Annotated in this window: 12 protein-coding genes; 6 read left to right on the top strand and 6 right to left on the bottom strand. The window is 69.0% G+C overall.

Features of this window, described 5'->3' with window-relative positions:
* The first annotated feature begins 283 nt into the window (after nucleotides 1-283).
* The 4 genes from AWC19_RS09425 (at nucleotide 284) to AWC19_RS09440 (ending at nucleotide 7,722) form a co-directional block, all read left to right on the top strand.
* Nucleotides 284-1,150 (top strand): cyclopropane mycolic acid synthase family methyltransferase, encoded by an 867-nt coding sequence (locus AWC19_RS09425; protein WP_085077815.1) that lies wholly within the window; start codon nucleotides 284-286, stop codon nucleotides 1,148-1,150.
* A 131-nt stretch (nucleotides 1,151-1,281) separates the two neighbouring features.
* Nucleotides 1,282-2,781 (top strand): glucose-6-phosphate dehydrogenase, encoded by a 1,500-nt coding sequence (gene zwf / locus AWC19_RS09430; RefSeq protein ID WP_085077816.1) that lies wholly within the window; start codon nucleotides 1,282-1,284, stop codon nucleotides 2,779-2,781.
* Between the two features lie 99 nt (nucleotides 2,782-2,880).
* On the top strand, nucleotides 2,881-6,816 hold the full coding sequence (gene hrpA, locus AWC19_RS09435; protein WP_372508563.1) for an ATP-dependent RNA helicase HrpA: 3,936 nt from the start codon (nucleotides 2,881-2,883) through the stop codon (nucleotides 6,814-6,816).
* Nucleotides 6,817-7,008: 192 nt separating this feature from the next.
* Nucleotides 7,009-7,722: a hypothetical protein gene (locus AWC19_RS09440; protein ID WP_085077795.1), complete on the top strand. Its 714-nt coding sequence runs from the start codon at nucleotides 7,009-7,011 to the stop codon at nucleotides 7,720-7,722.
* Nucleotides 7,723-7,742: 20 nt separating this feature from the next.
* On the opposite strand, the gene AWC19_RS09445 is transcribed toward AWC19_RS09440, so the two are convergent.
* From AWC19_RS09445 to AWC19_RS09455, 3 genes are all read right to left on the bottom strand, one after another.
* The gene (locus AWC19_RS09445) at nucleotides 7,743-10,796 is read right to left on the bottom strand and encodes a hypothetical protein (RefSeq protein ID WP_142281090.1); all 3,054 of its coding nucleotides are present in this window, start codon (nucleotides 10,794-10,796) and stop codon (nucleotides 7,743-7,745) included.
* A 249-nt stretch (nucleotides 10,797-11,045) separates the two neighbouring features.
* A complete protein-coding gene (locus tag AWC19_RS09450; RefSeq protein ID WP_142281091.1) occupies nucleotides 11,046-11,231 on the bottom strand; it encodes a hypothetical protein in 186 nt (61 codons plus the stop codon).
* A gap of 251 nt (nucleotides 11,232-11,482) precedes the next feature.
* Nucleotides 11,483-11,947 carry a DUF6294 family protein gene (locus AWC19_RS09455; RefSeq protein WP_085077798.1) on the bottom strand — a complete coding sequence of 155 codons (465 nt, stop codon included), beginning with the start codon at nucleotides 11,945-11,947 and terminating at the stop codon, nucleotides 11,483-11,485.
* A 178-nt stretch (nucleotides 11,948-12,125) separates the two neighbouring features.
* On the opposite strand from AWC19_RS09455, the gene AWC19_RS09460 reads away from it, so the two are divergent.
* Both AWC19_RS09460 and AWC19_RS09465 read left to right on the top strand, forming a co-directional pair.
* Nucleotides 12,126-13,361, top strand: coding sequence for an osmoprotectant NAGGN system M42 family peptidase (locus AWC19_RS09460; protein WP_085077799.1), 1,236 nt, complete (start codon nucleotides 12,126-12,128; stop codon nucleotides 13,359-13,361).
* 2 nt (nucleotides 13,362-13,363) lie between these two features.
* Nucleotides 13,364-14,245: an HpcH/HpaI aldolase/citrate lyase family protein gene (locus AWC19_RS09465; protein WP_085077800.1), complete on the top strand. Its 882-nt coding sequence runs from the start codon at nucleotides 13,364-13,366 to the stop codon at nucleotides 14,243-14,245.
* Between the two features lie 43 nt (nucleotides 14,246-14,288).
* On the opposite strand, the gene AWC19_RS09470 is transcribed toward AWC19_RS09465, so the two are convergent.
* The 3 genes from AWC19_RS09470 to AWC19_RS09480 form a co-directional block, all read right to left on the bottom strand.
* Entirely contained in the window at nucleotides 14,289-14,987 is a 699-nt protein-coding gene (locus tag AWC19_RS09470) for a DUF899 domain-containing protein (protein WP_085077817.1), read from the bottom strand.
* 91 nt (nucleotides 14,988-15,078) lie between these two features.
* Nucleotides 15,079-15,408: a hypothetical protein gene (locus AWC19_RS09475; RefSeq protein WP_085077801.1), complete on the bottom strand. Its 330-nt coding sequence runs from the start codon at nucleotides 15,406-15,408 to the stop codon at nucleotides 15,079-15,081.
* An 11-nt stretch (nucleotides 15,409-15,419) separates the two neighbouring features.
* The gene (locus AWC19_RS09480; RefSeq protein ID WP_085077802.1) at nucleotides 15,420-18,179 is read right to left on the bottom strand and encodes a helix-turn-helix transcriptional regulator; all 2,760 of its coding nucleotides are present in this window, start codon (nucleotides 18,177-18,179) and stop codon (nucleotides 15,420-15,422) included.
* Between the last annotated feature and the right edge of the window lie 42 nt (nucleotides 18,180-18,221).

Below are 18,221 nucleotides of genomic sequence, written 5' to 3' on the forward strand. Positions count from 1 at the left end.
CACGCCATGTTGCGCACCCGACAGCCCTACAACCCGGCCGGCAGCACCAACGCGGCTTGACAAACGCATTAGGGAGCTTCCATTGCCTCAGATCCAAAGGGGTCGGCTCGATGCGAGCCCGCCGCTATCCCGTACCCGCCGGCGCGGCCGATAACCGCGTCGAAGCGTTTCGGTTGCCCGACGCGCGCGGGCACCCCAACCCTATTCGCCTACAGTGGACCACGATTCGACGAACCTCAAGCCGCAGGGCGACCGGAGTGGTGCACGGAAAGGCAACACCGACATGACCGACGAGCTGACGCCGCATTTCGCCGACGTGCAGGCGCACTACGACCTGTCCGACGACTTCTTCCGGCTGTTCCTCGACCGCACCCAGATGTACACCTGCGCCTACTGGCTCGGCGGCGACGACATGACCCTGGAGCAAGCGCAGATCGCCAAGATCGACCTCTCGCTGAGCAAGCTGGGCTTGCAGCCGGGCATGACCCTGCTGGACCTTGGCTGCGGATGGGGAGCGGCCATGATGCGGGCCATCGAGAAATACGACGTCAACGTCGTCGGCATCACGCTGTCCAAGAACCAGGTCGCCCACGTCGAGAAGCTGTTCGCGGCGTCGGACAGCCCGCGTTCCAAACGGGTGTTGCTCGAGGGGTGGGAGCGGTTTCACGAGCCGGTGGACCGGATCGTGGCGATCGGCCCGTTCGAACACGTCGGCTACGACCGCTACGACGCCTTCTTCGAACGCACCTACGAGCTGTTGCCGCCCGGTGGCACGATGCTGTTGCACACGATCACCGTCCTGTCGGAGAAGGAGATCATCGCCTCCGGCCTGCCGCTCACCCCGGCGATCGTCGAGTTCAGCGACTTCATGAAGACCGAGATTTTTCCCGGCGGCTTCCTGCCGACCATCGACATGGTCAAGCAGTTTTCGGCCAAGGCCGGCTTCAAGCTGAAGCGTCGCCAATCGCTGCAGCGGCATTACGCGAAGACCCTCGACGTATGGGCCGCCAACCTGGAGTCGCGCAAAGAAGAGGCCATCGCGATTCAGTCCGAAGAGGTCTACGAGCGGTACATGAAGTACCTCACCGGGTGCGCCAACCTCTTCCGCAAGGGCTACACCGACCTCAACCAATTCACCCTGCGCAAGTAGCGACGGCTCGCCGCGCGTCGCCGTCGCGCCGATAAAGCCGCTACCAGCCGCAGGTGAACATTTGCGATTTCCGCACGCCGGATGCCGGTTCGGCGGTGCGCACCCGGCGCGCCGATGGAAGTATCGCAGGGGTGGCCACCAAGAAACCGCAAACGATCGCCTACCCGGCGCCGGACTCACGCCCGCGCCGCCACGACTCCGACCCGCTCGACCCGCACGTCATCGTCCTGTTCGGGGCGACGGGAGACCTCGCCAAACGCAAGCTGCTTCCCGGGCTGGCCTACTTGGACCAGTCCGAGCTCGCCCCCGACATCCAGATCGTCGCGACGTCGCTGGAGGACTTCAGCGACGATGAGTTCCGCAACCTCGCCAAGAATGCGATCGATTCCTTCGGCATGCACAAGCTCACCGACGAGCAGTGGGCAAACTTCACGAAAATCCTCCGATACGTGCCGCAGGGCGCCGGGCCCGAAGCGCTCGCCGAGGCGGTCGCCGAAGCCGAGAACAACCTGGGACCCGACGTGCGGAGGCTGCATTACCTGTCGGTGCCGCCCAAGGCGGCGCGCGACGTCATCAATACGCTGCGCGACGCCAAGCTCGTCGAGCGTTCGCGGGTGGTGATGGAAAAGCCGTTCGGCACCGACCTGGCAAGCGCGGTGTCGCTCAACGACTTCCTGCACGAGACGTTCGACGAATCCCAGATCTTTCGCATCGACCACTTCTTGGGCAAGGAGGCGGCGCAAAACATCCTGGCGTTCCGCTTCGCCAACGGCCTGTTCGAGCCGATCTGGAACCGCAACTTCATCGACCACATCCAGATCGACATTCCCGAAACCCTGGGCCTGGACCAGCGGGCGAACTTCTACGAAAGCACCGGCGCCTACAAGGACATGGTGGTGACGCACCTCTTCCAGGTGATGGCCTTCGTGGTGATGGAGCCGCCGACCGCGCTCGAGCCGCGCGCGATCAGCGAGGAAAAGAACAAGGTGTTTCGCTCGATGCTGCCGGTGAAGCCGTCGGATGTGGTGCGCGGCCAGTACAACGGTTACCGCGACGAGGACGGGGTCGCAAGGGATTCCGACACCGAGACGTTCATCGCCCTCAAGGTCGGCATCGACAATTGGCGATGGGCCGGCGTGCCGATCTACCTCCGCACGGGCAAGAAGATGGCCGAGGGGATCCGCATCATCTCGATCGCGTTCAAAGAGGCGCCCCGCACCATGTTTCCGCCCGGCTCGGGGGTGGGCACCCAAGGCCCCGACCACCTCACCTTCGATCTCGCCGACAACTCGAAGGTGTCGCTGTCCTTCTACGGCAAGCGCCCGGGCCCCGGCATGAAGCTCGACAAGCTGTCCATGCAGTTCTCCTCCCAGGAGATCGACACCGTCGCCGATGTGCTGGAGGCTTACGAACGGCTCATCCTCGACGCGATGCGCGGCGACCACACGCTGTTCAACACCGCCGAGGGCATCGAATCCCTGTGGGAGCGTTCGCAGGAACTGCTCGACGATCCGCCGCCGGCCAAGATGTACCAGCCCGGCACGTGGGGCCCCAACGCCATCCACCAGTTGATTGCGCCGAACGCGTGGCGGCTGCCGTTCGAGCGCGAGTGGCGACAAGCCAGGGGCTGATCGCATCGTCACTCCCGCGCGACACCGGGAACCATCACGACTGGAAACGCAACCGTGGGTTCCCGTCCTCGGCGAGCCGTATCGCGGCGGACGCCTATCGTGGCCGGAGTGGCCGAACCGTCCTCGCTGTCTGCGGCGCAACTGCGCGAGCGCCTCGACGGTCTGACCATCCGCGACGCCGCGCGGCTGGGCCGGCGCCTGAGGAACCTGCGCGGCGCCAAACCCGACGGGTTGCGGCGGCTCGCGGACCAGATCGCGGCGGGCGAAGCGCTCGTTGCCGCCCGGCGAGCCGCCCGCCCGGCGATCACCTACCCCGACCTGCCGGTCAGCGAGCGGCGCCAGGACATCGCCGACGCGATACGGGACCACCAGGTGGTCGTCGTCGCCGGTGAAACCGGCTCGGGCAAGACGACGCAGCTGCCCAAGATCTGCCTGGAACTGGGACGCGGCATCCGCGGCACCATCGGCCACACCCAGCCTCGCCGGCTTGCCGCCCGCACCGTGGCGCAGCGCATCGCCGACGAGCTGGGCAGCCCACTGGGCGACGCGGTCGGTTACGCCGTCCGGTTCACCGACCAGGTCAGCGACCGCACCCTGGTCAAGCTGATGACCGACGGCATCCTGCTCGCCGAGATCCAGCGCGACCGCCGCCTGCTGCGCTACGACACGCTCATCCTCGACGAGGCCCACGAGCGCAGCCTCAACATTGACTTCCTGCTCGGCTACCTGCGTGAACTGCTGCCGCGCCGCCGGGACCTGAAGGTGATCGTCACATCGGCGACGATCGAGCCGCAACGCTTCGCCGACCACTTCGGTGGCGCGCCGATCGTCGAGGTGTCGGGGCGGACGTACCCGGTGGAGATCCGGTACCGGCCGCTGGAGGTTCCCGTCGCGTCGGGCGCTGCGGCGGATCCCGGCGATCCCGACGACCCCGACCACGAAATCGTGCGCACCGAGATCCGCGACGAGATCGAGGCGATCGTCGATGCGATCGCCGAGCTCGAGGCCGAACCGCCCGGCGACGTGCTGGTGTTTTTGTCCGGCGAACGCGAGATCCGCGACACCGCCGAGGCCCTGAGCGATCTCGAGCACACCGAGGTGCTTCCGCTGTACGCCCGGCTGCCGACCGCCGAGCAGCAGAAGGTGTTCTTGCCCCATACCGGTCGGCGCGTGGTGCTGGCGACCAACGTCGCCGAGACGTCGCTCACCGTGCCCGGGATCCGCTACGTCGTCGACCCCGGCAACGCCCGGATCTCGCGCTACAGCCGCCGCCTGAAGGTGCAGCGGTTGCCGATCGAACCGATCTCGCAGGCCTCGGCCGCGCAGCGCGCCGGCCGCTCCGGGCGGGTGGCTCCCGGCATATGCATCCGCCTCTACTCCGAGGACGACTTCGCGGCCCGCCCCCGCTACACCGATCCCGAGATTTTGCGGACCAACCTCGCCGCGGTGATTTTGCAGATGGCCGCCCTGCAGCTCGGCGAGGTCGAGAACTTCCCGTTCCTCGACCCGCCGGACCGGCGCAGCGTCCGCGACGGCGTGCAACTCCTGCAGGAGCTCGGCGCCTTCGACGGCGACGGCGCGATCACCGACCTCGGCCGTCGGCTGGCGCGACTGCCCGTCGACCCGCGGCTGGGCCGGATGATCCTGGCGGCCGAGTCCGAGGGCTGCGTGCGCGAGGTGCTGGTGCTGGCCGCCGCGCTGACGATCCCCGACCCGAGGGAGCGGCCCACCGACCGCGAGGAGGCCGCGCGCCAGAAGCACGCCCGCTTCGCCGACGAGGGCTCGGACTTCCTGTCATACCTTAACCTTTGGACCTACCTGCGTGAGCAGCGAAAGTCGTTGTCGGGCAGCGCCTTCCGGCGTATGTGCCGCAACGAATTCCTGCACTATCTGAGGGTTCGCGAGTGGCAGGACCTGGTCGGCCAGCTGCGCAGCATCGCCCGGGACTTGGGCATCGTCGAGCCCTCCGACGAGCAGGTGCCGGCCGATGCGGCCCGCGTGCACGCCGCTTTGTTGGCCGGGTTGCTGTCCCACGTGGGGCTGCGCCGGGAGGAGGCGCGCGAGTACCTGGGCGCGCGCAACTCGCGGTTCGTCCTGGCGCCCGGTTCGGCGCTCGCCAAGCGGCCGCCGCGCTGGGTGGTGGTCGCCGAGCTGGTTGAGACCAGCCGCCTGTACGGGCGGACCGCCGCGCGCATCCAACCGGAGGCGGTCGAGCGGGTCGCCGGCGATTTGGTGCAGCGCAGCTACAGCGAACCGCATTGGGACGCCAGGCGGGGCGAGGTGATGGCCTACGAGCGGGTGACGCTGTACGGCCTGCCCCTGGTCGCGCGCCGCCGCGTCGGCTACGCCGGCGTCGAGCCGCAGGTGGCGCGCGAATTGTTCATCCGGCACGCGCTGGTGGAGGGCGACTGGCAGACGCGGCACCGCTTTTTTCGCGACAACGCGCGGCTGCGGGCCGAGCTCGAGGAGCTCGAGGAGCGGGCGCGCCGCCGCGACCTGCTCGTCGGTGACGACGACGTGTACGCGCTCTACGACGCGCGCATCCCCGCCGACGTCGTCTCCGCCCGGCACTTCGACGCGTGGTGGAAGAGGCAGCGGCACAAGACACCTGACCTGCTGACGTTCACCCGCGAGGACCTGCTGCGCACCGAGGACGCCGCCGATGCCGATCGGCCGGACGTTTGGCGGGCGGGCGATGTCGCGCTGCCGTTGACCTACCGGTTCGAGCCCGGCGCGGCCGACGACGGCGTCACGGTGCACGTGCCGATCGACGTACTCGCGCGCCTGGGCGGCGACGAGTTCGCGTGGCAGGTGCCGGCGCTGCGCGAGGAGCTGGTCACCGCGCTGATCCGGTCGCTGCCAAAAGAGCTGCGCCGCAACTTCGTTCCCGCGCCAGACACCGCCCGCGCGGTGCTGGCCGGCATCGACCCGGCGGGGCAGCCGCTGCTGACGGCGCTGCAGCGCGAATTGCGCCGGCGCACCGGGGTTTTGGTGCCCATCGACGCCTTCGACCTGGGCAAGCTCCCGCCGCACCTGCGCGTGACGTTCGCCGTCGAGTCGGCCGACGGCACCGAGGTGGCCCGCGGCAAGGACCTGCGGGCGCTGCAGCGGGGGCTGGCCATGCCGGCCCGGCGCGCCGTCGCGCGGGTTGTCGCCGGCGAGCTGGAACGGACCGGACTGCGCGGCTGGCCCGAGGACCTCGACGAGCTGCCGCGGGTGGTCGAGCGCACCGTCGACGGACGCGCCGTGCGGGGGTTCCCCGGGTTCGTCGACGCGGGCGCCGCCGTCGAGCTGCGCGCGTTCGCGACATCTGAGGAGCGGGACCGCGCGATGCGACCCGGCACACGGCGCCTGCTGCGGCTCAGCGTGGCCTCACCGGTCAAAGCGGTTGAGCGGCAACTCGATCCACGGACCCGGCTGGTGCTCGGCGCCAATCGGGACGGATCGCTGGCGGCGTTGCTCGACGACTGCGCCGATGCCGCGGTGGACGCGTTGCTTCCGGCGCCGGTGTGGACGCGCGACGAGTTCGCCGCGCTGCGCGATCGGGTGGGGGAGGGCCTGCGTTCGACGACGGTGGACATCGTCGCCCGAGTCGCGGACGTGTTGGCCGCCGCCCAGGACGTACGGCTCGCGTTGCCCTCGCAGGCGCCGCCCGCCCAGGCCGAGGCCGTCGCCGACATCCGCGCCCAGCTGGACCGGCTCTTGCCGCGCGGGTTCGTCACCGCGACGGGCCGCGCGCGCCTCGCCGACCTCACCCGCTACCTGACCGCGATCCGCCGGCGCCTCGACCGGCTGCCCTACGCCGTCGAGGCGGACCGGGAACGGATGGGGCGGGTGCACGCCGTGCAGGACGCCTATGACGAACTGGCGCGGGCGCTGGGTCCCGCGCGGTCGGGGGCCGCCGACGTCGTCGACATCGCCCGCCAGATCGAGGAGCTTCGGGTCAGCCTGTGGGCCCAGCAGCTCGGCACGCCGCGGCCGGTCAGCGAGGAGCGGATCTACCGCGCGATCGACGCCGTGTTGGAAGGTTCGTGACGGCCAGCCGCTACGCGAAAGTCGAGTAGTGCATTACGCATGTGCTGGGTGTGGGGCGTGCGCGACGATGACGGCACCGGTGACGGTACCGGCGCTGAGAGCGGGACGCGCGCGGCGCGTCCGCAACCAGCGGAATGAAAGCCCCTGGGGCACAATACTGCTCGACCCAGCTCTGCGTTAGGAGGTAGAGCCATGACATCGCACGCACCACGGATCAGCGCGGCGGGGGAGCGGAAGCGATCGCGCAGGCCGGATCCGGCCGGAGCCGGCAATCGCCAAGCCGACGACGACGGCTCGTCGATGTCGGTCGCCAAGATGGGGTTGATCGGCACGCTCGGCGCCGCGGCTGTCGGCGCGGTCACCTCCATCGTCATCGCGGTCATGCACGACGGTTCTGTCCCCAACGCTTCGGCAGGGGGCACCCCCGCACCGACGACCATCACCTCACCGAAGCCGATCCGGCCGTCCCCGCGCGGCTCGTTCGACCAAGTGGCGATCAACGATTCGGGCACCGCGGTGACCGTCGCGGGCTCAGCCGCGAAGGACATCGACAGCGTGGTGGTCCTGGTGGGGCCGCGTCAGTCGGGTGGCCAGTATTGGGCCAACAGCACCAACGTGGTCAACGGGCGGTGGCAGCTGGTCGTCGCGACGGATCCCCACGTTCCGGTGCCCTACCAGATAAAGGCCTTTTACCGGGAGCGCGAGGCGGGGGCTTCCTACAGGCCGAACCAAGACGGCGCGGTGATCCGGGACGTCTCGCGCTTCAGCATGCCGCAATCCGGCCCGACGCCGACGCCGACACCGGCGCCTCCCGAGCCGTTGTTGAGCTGCGCGGAACAACACGGGGACAGCTGCTTCGATGGCCCCGGCTGGGGACCGCCGTCGGTCTACCAATCCGATCACTGACCGGGTGGACCGAATGAGGGTCAGCGCCCGGTGTGGGGCTGGCCCTCATCGGCATCCTGGTGCCGCCGCGCATCGACTGACGTCCCGTTCGCCAAGCATTCGACGGCCTCTCTGGCGATCACCCGGCCCAGCTCGGTGTAGGCGGCGAACTGCCCCTCGTTGAACCACTGATCCGACGTAGGATCGTGCGGGAAGATTTCGTTGGCCGCCGCATAAGTCAGGAGCCAATACGGACAGGCCTGCGACACTACGGCTTTCACGAAGATCAGCCGCCCCGTCCTCTGCCGCAGACCCGCCGCGGCCGGATACGTGATGGTGCCCTCGACGACCGCACCTCGGGTGATGCGGTCGTTGAGGCCCGCCAGCGCGTTGTCCTCGGAAAAGCGTGTTCCGGAGCCCGGCGCGATGGCCTCGACGGAGTACGCGCCGGTCTGGTTCAGCGTGACGTCCACGCCCAGTTCATATTTGGCCAGCCGGAGCGCGTCGGTGAGACCAAGGGGCAGCGGGGGCGGATCGCCGCCGCCGTCGATGACGAAGATCAGTTGGCACCGCCGCCGCAGCGCCTCCACCAGGCCCGAGTTGTCGTAGTGGCCGCCGTCGGTGACCTGCACCAGGCGCGCGTTCTTGTTGTTGATCCCCAGGATCTCTCGATACAGGTACCCCGCGCCCCGCACGCTCGGCAGGGACGCAGGCCATACCCGGGGCAGGTCGTCGGCGCCCGCCGGGTCGGCGCCGGAGCTGCGCCGCTCTTCGAATTCCTCGAGTTGACGGACGAAGTTCGGGTTGGGTAGCCACGTGCCCAGGCGGGCACCCGAAATCGCGAGCAGCTTCTCGATGCCCTTGTCTTGGCGTCCCATTGCCGAAGCGAACGCCGCGCCGCTCACGGCGACCGCGGCCTGCACCGTCAGATCCCGGCGGATGCGGGCCGGCGACGCCGCGAACAGTTCCCTGGTGCGAAACCAGCCGAGCTCCGGTCCGCCGATGTAGTCCGCGCTCATCACGTACGACACGGCGTTGAGGCCGGGGGCGGGCTTGTCGGGGCCGGTGATGGTGGCCGAACACGCGAATACGAATTGCGGCCCGCGGCCCGTCCGGCCGTAGAGGTGCAGCCAGGTCGGTTCGCTGGCGGGGTACGGCTCCGCTGCGTTCGGCTGCCCCGTGTCGGGCGTTCGCCGCACCGCGAAGGTGCGGGCCAGGCGGCGCCGATAAAACGGGTGCAGGCTAAGGGACGTGACGTCGGCGAAGCCCAAGAACAGCGTGGTGAACGCCAAACCGCCTAGCCACCACCAGTGCCAGGACAGCAGCACCGCGCGGTGTGGGCCCCACCCGTCTTTGGTGTCGTAGTCGAAGACACCGGCCGCGAAGCTGCCAAGCAAAGCGAGCCATACCAACAGCAGCACCGCCAGGGTGGCCAGGGTCAGCAGCAGCGCGATAACTTCCGGTGGCAGAACGCGTTTCAGAAACGACACGGACCGGTTTGCGCCGACCCGTTCGGCCAGCTTGTCTTTGTCGCGCCAGACCATCGCGGTCAGCGCGGCCAGGTAGTTAAGTCCCACGACGCCCGACACCGCGGCGAAGGCGCTTCCGGGACCCGACGGCGTGTGGTCACCCGCCCACCGGCAGAGCCGCATCAACCCCGGAATCGCGATCGTGACCGCGAAGACCACTAACGCGAACCCGGCGCTGGCGCGGGCCCATCCCGAGATTTGGGCCCGCCAGTCTTCGCTCATCGGGCCGGCCCATTTCCACTCGATGGCCAGCGCAATCAGGGTCAACAGCACGGCCCACACCGCGAAAAACCCCACCGCCCAATACGCGGCCGGCTGGGCGAACAGGGAGAGGAAATAGTCCTGGTGCTGCTTCGTCTCGGCGGCGGGTTGCCCCGGCGGCACGGGAGGAAACGCGGCGATCGGGATGCGGGCCAGTAGCCACCCTATCGCCGCACCCGCGAGAACCGGGACGCTGAAGATAGTCGCCAGCGATGCGACCAAGTTCTTGAGCACTTGCCCGAGGGCACGGACCAGTCCGAGCGGCGAGTCCGCGATGTAGCTCGATCCGCGGCGAACGTGGTCAAACTCCTCCGAACCCTCCTCGAACCGCTCAGACAGGGCCGCTACGTTGTCCAGAATCTGGTCTGGCGGTAAGGGTTTCGGCTTTCCGTCGCGGTCGAGCCGCCGTCCTTGCACCCCGAGGAGCCGCGCCCCCGCGGCATAGCCACCGCCGGACACCGAGATGACGTAGTCGAAGCCCTCCAGCAGCGTCCCGCCCGCGCCGCGCCGCCACGTCGCGCCGGCGTCGCAGGCGCGCAGCGGCGACGAAAACACCTGCATGGCCCCCATCGCCACGCACGCCGAGCGCACACCGCCCCCGGAAAGACAAAGCGCCCGAAGCGGTTCGGTTCGACCCTTCAGTGCCGCGGTGACTCCGGGCACGTTGTAGGCGTTGAGCCAGCTCTGTTGGTCTTCCATCAGTTTCGCAACCGACCCGCCGGATTCCTTGACCGCCTCGTCGGTGGGTTTGGGATCCGGTAACTCCTTGCGCGCCAGCACCCCCTCCCACCACGGGCGACGCCACACCCGGCCGATCGCGGCCGTTGCGCCACGGACAACGATCCAAGCGGAGCCGATCAACCCGACCGCGGCGACGGCTAGCGTGCACATCTTGACGATCGCCGCGGCCGCGGTTGCGGTGCGTAACCGGTCGGTATCCCACGCCGGCCTCAGGGTCGACCACAACAAGACGTCCTGGGCCACACTGGCCAACACGGCGACGACGACCGCGGCGCCGATGAAACGGGCCATCAGGCAATCCAATTCAGAGTTCGCGCGGGCCCGGCAGATCAGCGCGCATCCCGCGAGGACCGCTCCATACCCCGCGATCAACCAAAGGTCGCTGTGCAGCGCCGCGGGCAATCTCGATGGGATGTCGGCGACCCCGGGTCCGCGATCCCCGAACGTGTAACGGGTCAGTCCCGGCGTGAACGCACCGGGCGGGCCGAGGAAAGCCAGGACCGCACCGGTGGCGATCATCCCCGACGCGATCGCGGGAATCCATCGCGACAGACGTCTGTACAAACTCGCCTCCGAGGCTCGACGGTCACTCACCGGCAAACTCCGCTCTGGAAACAGCGTGACACGTTTTGCTGGATCAGACCCCGTTACGGAGGTTGTGTCGTGCGACCGGCTGGGGGCGGGCCGGCGGATGCGCGGGTCAGTCCTCGCGGTGGCGTTGGTAGTCCCAGCGCTCCAACCACGTGGTCAGGCTGTGGATTCCGATGCTGAGAAGGATCAGGACCACGCCTTCGATGAGCATGATCAATTCGTTCACAGTCGTTCCATTTCGCGCGCCATCGCCGCGCGTTCGATGTAGCTGGGGCGCAGGCGCGGGTAGTGGCGCGGGGGCTCGCGCCGCCCGGCGGACCACAGCGACACCCGTTGCCGGAGCAGGGCGATCCAGCCGCGGCGGGCCGCGGCGCCGTGCGCTGCGGAGCCGCCGGCGGTTGCAAACATCACCTGCTGCTCGGTGATGAGGACGGGCTCCGCAGATACCTCTCTCCCCACAGAGGGTGTCTGCGGGGAAGCGTGATCGACGGGTACGGGTTCAATGGCACCGCGGTCAGACGCCGCCGCCGTTGGGCCAGTTAACATTTCATCTCCCTGAGGGTGGTGTCGGGCAAAACGTTAGAAGGGCCGGTTCCCGGCGTCACGCGTAGTCGACTACCTGTTGTGCGGCCGAGCACCCCGCATGGCCGAACCGGCGGTCAACAATGGGCCTGATTGATCCGCGCTCCCGCGGCGGACTCGAACCACACGGTCGGGAAGGTGAAGTCTTCGTCCCAGGTCGTCCATTCGTCCTGCCACGTCATCGGCGGACCGACCAGCTTGGGGCCGGTCCACAGCACGACGCCGTGCACGTCGAGCAAGGAGATTCCGCCGTGGAAGACCCACCGGTCCGCGTCGTCGCTGGACTTGACGTGTGCGAAAAAGTTGGCCGTCCCGTCGGCCCGGATCGTCAGCATCTCGTCCCGCAGGGCGCAGTCGCCGACTCGCGTGACGCCCGACCAGACCCACCACTTCCTCGCCACGTCGTAGGGGCTCGGGACCGGGCGCTCGCGCACGTCGCTGAGCAAATCCACCGGCGGCGCGCTCTTGCATGCGGGCTGTTTTTTGTCCAGCGTCGGCTCGGCGTAGGGCGCATCGCCGTCAAAGGTCGTCTCAGGGGTCATCTTCGTGCTCCTAAGTCGTTCGTATCGGCGGCACCGGCGGCCGGCCACTGTCACCTTCGCCGGTGGTGACCGCGGGCGCATGCGTAGTGGACTACGCGAATTTCGGCAGACCGCCCAGCTCGCAGGCGCCGACGACCCGGTAGGTTGAACGCGAATCGAACGCTCGAAGGGAGAGATCGTGCGCCGAACCGCGGGCATGGCCGAGGCCGACCGCGCATGGATGATCGACACGCTGCTCGCGCTGCTGCAGACCCCGAGCCCGTCGGGACGCACGGATGCGGTGATGCAGCTGATCGGCGACATCCTCGACGAGTTCGGCGTGCCGTTCTCGCTCACCCGCCGCGGGGCGCTGACCGCCGAACTGCCCGGCGAGTCGGCCACCACCGACCGGGCGCTGGTGGTCCACGCCGACACCATCGGCTGCATGGTTCGCAGCCTCAAGGACAACGGCCGCCTCGAGCTGGTTCCCATTGGCACCTTCTCGGCACGCTTCGCAACCGGTGCGCGGGTGCGAATCTTTTCCGACGACCCCGACGAGTTCATCACCGGCACGGTGCTGCCGCTGAAGTCCAGCGGCCACGCCTTCGGCGACGCGATCGACACCCAACCCACCGACTGGGACCATGTCGAGGTCCGCGTCGACCGCCAGGTGTCCTCGCGCGAGGATCTGCTTCGCCTCGGCCTCAATATCGGTGACTTCGTGGCGCTCATCGCCAGCCCCGAGCTCACCGCCGACGGCTACGTCGTGTCGCGCCACCTCGACGGCAAGGCGGGGGTCGCCGTCGCACTGACGCTGGCCAAGAACTTCGCCGAGAACAAGGCGGTGCTGCCGCATCGCACGATGCTCATGGTCACCATCACCGAGGAGGTCGGCCACGGCGCCAGCCACGGCCTGCCCGCCGACGTCGCCGAACTGATTTCGGTGGACAACGCGGTGTGCGCGCCGGGCCAGCACTCCATCGAGGACGGCGTCACCATCCCGATGGCCGACCTGCACGGCGCCTTCGACTACCACCTGACCCGAAAGCTGTGCCGGCTCGCCGAAGAGCGCGGGATCAAATGCGCGCGGGATGTGTTCCGCTACTACCGCTCCGACGCGGCCGCGGCGATCGAGGCGGGGGCGGGCACCCGGGCCGCGCTGGTCGGCTTCGGCCTCGACGGCAGCCACGGTTGGGAGCGCACCCACATCGATTCGCTCGAGGCGACGTACTGCCTGCTGCACGCGTGGCTGCAGACGCCGCTGACGTTCGCGAAATGGGACGCCAAGCCCTCGGGCAGCCTGCGCGACTTTCCGTCGTCGAAGCAGCCCGCGCCGACCGAGCAGTGGGTGCCGCTGTCCCGTGGCGACCACGCCGAACCCGGCGAGGCGTCGCCCGGCTCGCCCTGGCCGCCGTCGGGCGGGCCCCAAGCCTGAGCATGACCCCGACGCTCCGCCCGCGGCGGTCCGCCCTCTACCTGCCCGGCAACAATGCGCGGGCGCTGGAGAAGGGCAGGACGCTACCGGCTGACGTGTTGATTTTCGACCTCGAAGACGCCGTGGGCCCCGACGCCAAGGTCGACGCCCGGGCTCGGGTGTGCGAGGCGGTCTCGTCGGGCGGCTACCGACCACGCGAGATCGTGGTGCGCATCAACGGCGTTGACACACAGTGGCACGACGACGATCTCGCCGCGGCGGCCCGATCGGGCGCGGACGGGGTGCTCGTGCCGAAGGTGGACCGAGGCGAGCAGGTGCGCGCACTCGTCGCGGCGCTCGAATCATTGGACGCGCCAACGTCTTTGCTGCTGTGGGTGATGATCGAAACGCCGCGCGCCTTCCTGAGGGTCGAGGAGATCGCCTCGGCCAGCGACCGGTTGGCCGCCCTGGTGATCGGCACCAACGACCTCGTCAACGAGCTGCACGCGCTGCACGTGCCCGGTCGCGCGACCGTGGTGCCGGCGTTGTCGCTGGCGGTGCTCGGGGCCCGGGCGGCCGGGAAGGCCGTCCTGGACGGCGTGTTCAACAACATCGCCGACGCCGACGGGTTCCGCGCCGAGGCCCGCCAGGGCCGGGAGATGGGTTTCGACGGCAAGACGTTGATTCACCCCTCCCAAATCGACTCGGCCAACGAGGTTTTCGGCCCGTCGCAGCAGGAACTCGCCGACGCCCGCAAGATAGTTTCGGCATACGAGCAGGCCCAGGCCGAGAAAAAGAGCGTCATCACCGTCGACGGTCGGATGATCGAGGCCCTGCATGTGCGCGACGCCCAGCGGGTCCTCGCCCTGGCCGAACGCATCTCCGAAATGGGTTCCGAGCGTTAGACCCCACGCATTTCGCCGCGCCGCAAGCGACCGTCGTGCGTCCTCACCCGGTCCCGGGTCCGTAGGCGGCGGCGATGTCGGGGGAGTCGAGCCACCCCGAGTATGTGGGCCGCGACGGCCAGCCTTCGGGCGAATCGAGCCATTCCTCCTGGCGGCCCCACGGCAGAATGTCGATCAGGCCGAAGGTGTGGCTGAGCTGCTCGGTGCCTCGGCCGTTGGTGTGCCAGGTGCGGTAGACGGTGTCGCCGTCGCGCAGGAAGACGTTCACCCCGAAGCCGCCGCCGGGTGGTGCGTCCATGTCGGCGCCGAACGGGCTTTCCGACGACGAGTACCACGCCATGCGGTTGCCGACCTTGTCTTTGTAGGCCAGGGCCTCCTCGATCGGTCCGTTGGTGACGATGACGAAGCGGGCGTCGTAGTTGTCGAGGAACTCCAGGCGGGTGAACTGCGACGTGAAGCCGGTGCATCCGCCGCATTGCCACTCCGCGCCGTCCGACCACATGTGGTGGTAGACGATGAGCTGCGAACGCCCGTCGAACACATCCGCCAGCCGCACGGGGCCGTCGGGGCCGGTCAGGGTGTAGTCGGGCAACTCGACCATCGGCAGGCGGCGCCGCTGGGCTGCGATGGCGTCCAGTTCCCGGGTGGCGGCCTTCTCGCGCTTGCGCAGTTCGTCGAGCGCGGCGCGCCAGGTGCTGTGGTCGACGACTGGCGGCAGGGCTTTCTGGTGCTCCGGTGACATGAAATCCACCCTTTCGGTCGATTGGCCTGGTTTCAGGGGTTGACCCGCGCGGCGCCCGAAACTCATCGCCCGACAAGTGGCGCAGTCCGGCTCAGTCCTGGGCTCGCATCCATCCGACGGCCGGGCTGATCCGTTCGGCGGGAGCGCCGGCGTCGTGGCAAACCTGCGTCACGAGGTCGGCGGAGTCGGCGGCGAAGACGCCGAACGCGTAGTCGTCATCCGGCACGGCGATCGCCGTCAGCAGCCGGACCCGCTTGCCACCCGTCGACATCGACGCCGCCCGATCGTTGAGGCGGTCGACGGTCTCACCGATCGAGCGCGCCAGCGTCTGCGGCCCGTACCACTCGACGAGAAACCGCTTGACGTCCGCCTCACCGCCCGACATCGTCAAGACGCTATAGGCGCCGGCGCCGGCGAGCATCAGGGATTCACCTACTCATTGCCGCGCGGTTCCCGGGCCCGAAGCGCTTGGTAGAGCTTCGTGCGCGACCGAATGTTGAGCTTGCGGTAGATGCGGCTGAGGTTGACCTCGACCGTTTTGGGGCTGACGAACAACGCGGCCGCGACGTCACGGTTGGTCATTCCCGAGGCCGCCAGTTCGGCGACGCGTTCCTCGGTCGCGGTCAGCGCCTCGGCGTGACCCCTGCCCAACCCGCCGCGGGCCAGTTCGGCCCTGGTCCGCTCCGCCCATAAGGCGGTGCCCAGTCGCAGGAACGTTTGCTGTGCTTCTTGCAGGGCTGCGCCGGCGGCGTCGCGGCGGCGGTGGCGGCGCTGCAGTTGACCGAGCAAGAGCTGGGTTCGGGCCCGTTCGAACGGCATCGGTAGGCGGTTGTGCTCGGCCATAGCCAACTCCGCGGTCGCCAGGGCCCCGGTCACATCGCCGCGCCCGGCCTGCAGCATGGCCCGACCGCGCATGCCCACTGCCAACATCCACGCGCGGTCAAGCCGGCGACCATTGCGCTCGAGGGCGCCGATCAGCGGTTCGGCGGCGTCCCAGCGGCCAAGAGCGGTCATCGCCTCGATGGCGTCGGGGAGATAGGGCGCGACGAAGATTTCGGTTCCCTCCGACGCGTCGTCGAAGGCCCGCAACAGCGGCTCGACCGTGCCTAGCGCCGCGCCGCAGTTACCCAGGGATACATCGAGAAAGCACAGCACGGTGGTCGGCCACACCGTCACCAAGCCGGGGGAGTCACACCGCTCAGCGACCACCAGGGCCTGCTCGGCGTCGCGCCGGGCGTCGCCCTCATGACCTGTGTAGGCCGCGACGGCGGCCCGCAGCATGAGCGCCACCGCGACGGGTAGGTCCCGACCCAGCTGCAGCGCCCGCTCCATCGCATCGCCGGCGATCGACGCGGCCTGGGCGAAGTCACCCCGCCAGATCTCGTTGAGACCACTGTGGAAGGCGAACATCATCAGTTCGCTTTCCTCACCGCGCTCGATGTAGCGGTCCCTGAGGGCCTGCAATTCGGCCCGCGCCTGTTCGAGGCGGCCGGTGCCGGCCAGCAATATCGCGCCCTGCACCCGCGGGCGCAGCAGCGCCGAGACCTGGGCATCGGAATCCTCCAGATCGAGCGCGCGCCGCATCCCGGATTCGTCGACGCCGGCGCCCAGCAGGAAGCGCACCATGACGCGCATGCTCAGCGCCTGACTGAGCAGGCCGGATCGCCCGTGCGCCGCCGCGCTGGTGACGGCGTCGTTCACGCTTTTCGCGGCACGATCGCGTTGGCCGACGTTGAGCAGCGCGAACGACAGCGGCACCAGAATTAAAGCGCGCAGCTCGAGGTCGTCCCCCACATCGCCGAGCGCGCGGTCGAGCAGGTCGACCGCCTCGCGCGAGCTGCCATCGAGCAAGCTCCAGAGGCCTAGCAGGCGCAATGCCGCCGCCCTCGACCTTCCGGGCGCGGATCGTTGCGCGGTTTGCTCGAGCACGGACCGGGCGTGGTCGGCGTCTCCCGCGCTGAAGTGGTAGGCCGCCGAAAGGATTCGGCGCTCCGGGCAGTCGCCACCGAGACCGATCGCCAGCTCCAAAAGCTCGGCGGCGGCTGCCGGTGCCCCCCGGCCTCGCGCGATCTCCGCCGCGGTATCGAGGGCTTCTATCGTCCGGGGCTCGCCGGTCGCGTCGGCCAGGGCCAGGTGGCGGGCGCGCAACTCGGGTTCGGCGACGAGTTCGGCTAGCCGCCGGTGCATGTCGCGGCGACGCCCGGGCGTGGCCCCGCTGTAGACGCCGTGCGCCAGAATCGGGTGGGTGAACCGCAGATGGCTGCCATCGATGGCCACCACCGCCTGGATCTCGGCCCGGGCGAGCGCGCGCACCACCTCGTCCGGCGTCGCGCCCGTCGCTTGCGCGACCACCGGCACCGTGGGATCCGGCAGGCTGGCCATGGCCAGCAGCACGTCCTCGGCGCCGACCCGGCTGACCCGCGAATGGACCAGATCATTGAGGCTGCTCGGCAGCGCCAACGCGGAAGTGCGGCCTTCGACGCCGAGTTCGCGGCCCAATTCCAGGGCGAAAAAGGGGTTACCGCCGGAGATTTCGTGAATGCGCAGCAGCGCCGGCCGGGCAACCGGCCTGCCCAACCGCATCGACAGGACGTGATGCAATTCCCCAACGGTCAACGGCTGCAAACGGATTCGGTACAAACCGTCCGGGCTGGGCAGCTGCAACCGCGACGCCGCCTCGCTGATCCGCGTCGTGCACACCAGGGCCGCACCGGGCGGAAGCCGTCGCGCCGCGAACGACACCGCGTTCGCGCTCGAGGTATCGATCCATTGCAGGTCGTCGATCGCCATCACGACGGGACCGTCGCTGGCGAGCCGACCGATTACCGCCGCAAAGCCGGCCCCCACCGCCCTGGGGTCGATGTCGCGCGCGTCGACGCGCCGGCGCAACAGCGCGCCGTCCAAGGCCTGCTGCTGCGGCGCGGGAAGGTCCGCCCAAACGGAGTCGTCGATTTCGCCGAGCAGATCGGCCAACGCCGCATACGCCAGCACCGACTCGGCCGCCGCGGCGCGAGAGCTCAAGGTGCGGTACCCGCGGGCACGGGCCCGGTCGACCGCGTCCAGCCAAAGCGTCGTCTTACCGATGCCCGCCTCGCCTTCGATGACGAGCGCGGACGACTGACGCGGCACAGAATTCAGAAATTCGGTGACGGCCTGTTCTTCAGTTCGCCGGCCGACGAACTGCTCCGCCATTGTCAGTTCCCCGTGCCGTAGCCGTCAGTGGCACCGATCGGC

This window comes from Mycobacterium palustre (assembly GCF_002101785.1).
GTDB classification, from domain to species: Bacteria; Actinomycetota; Actinomycetes; order Mycobacteriales; family Mycobacteriaceae; genus Mycobacterium; species Mycobacterium palustre.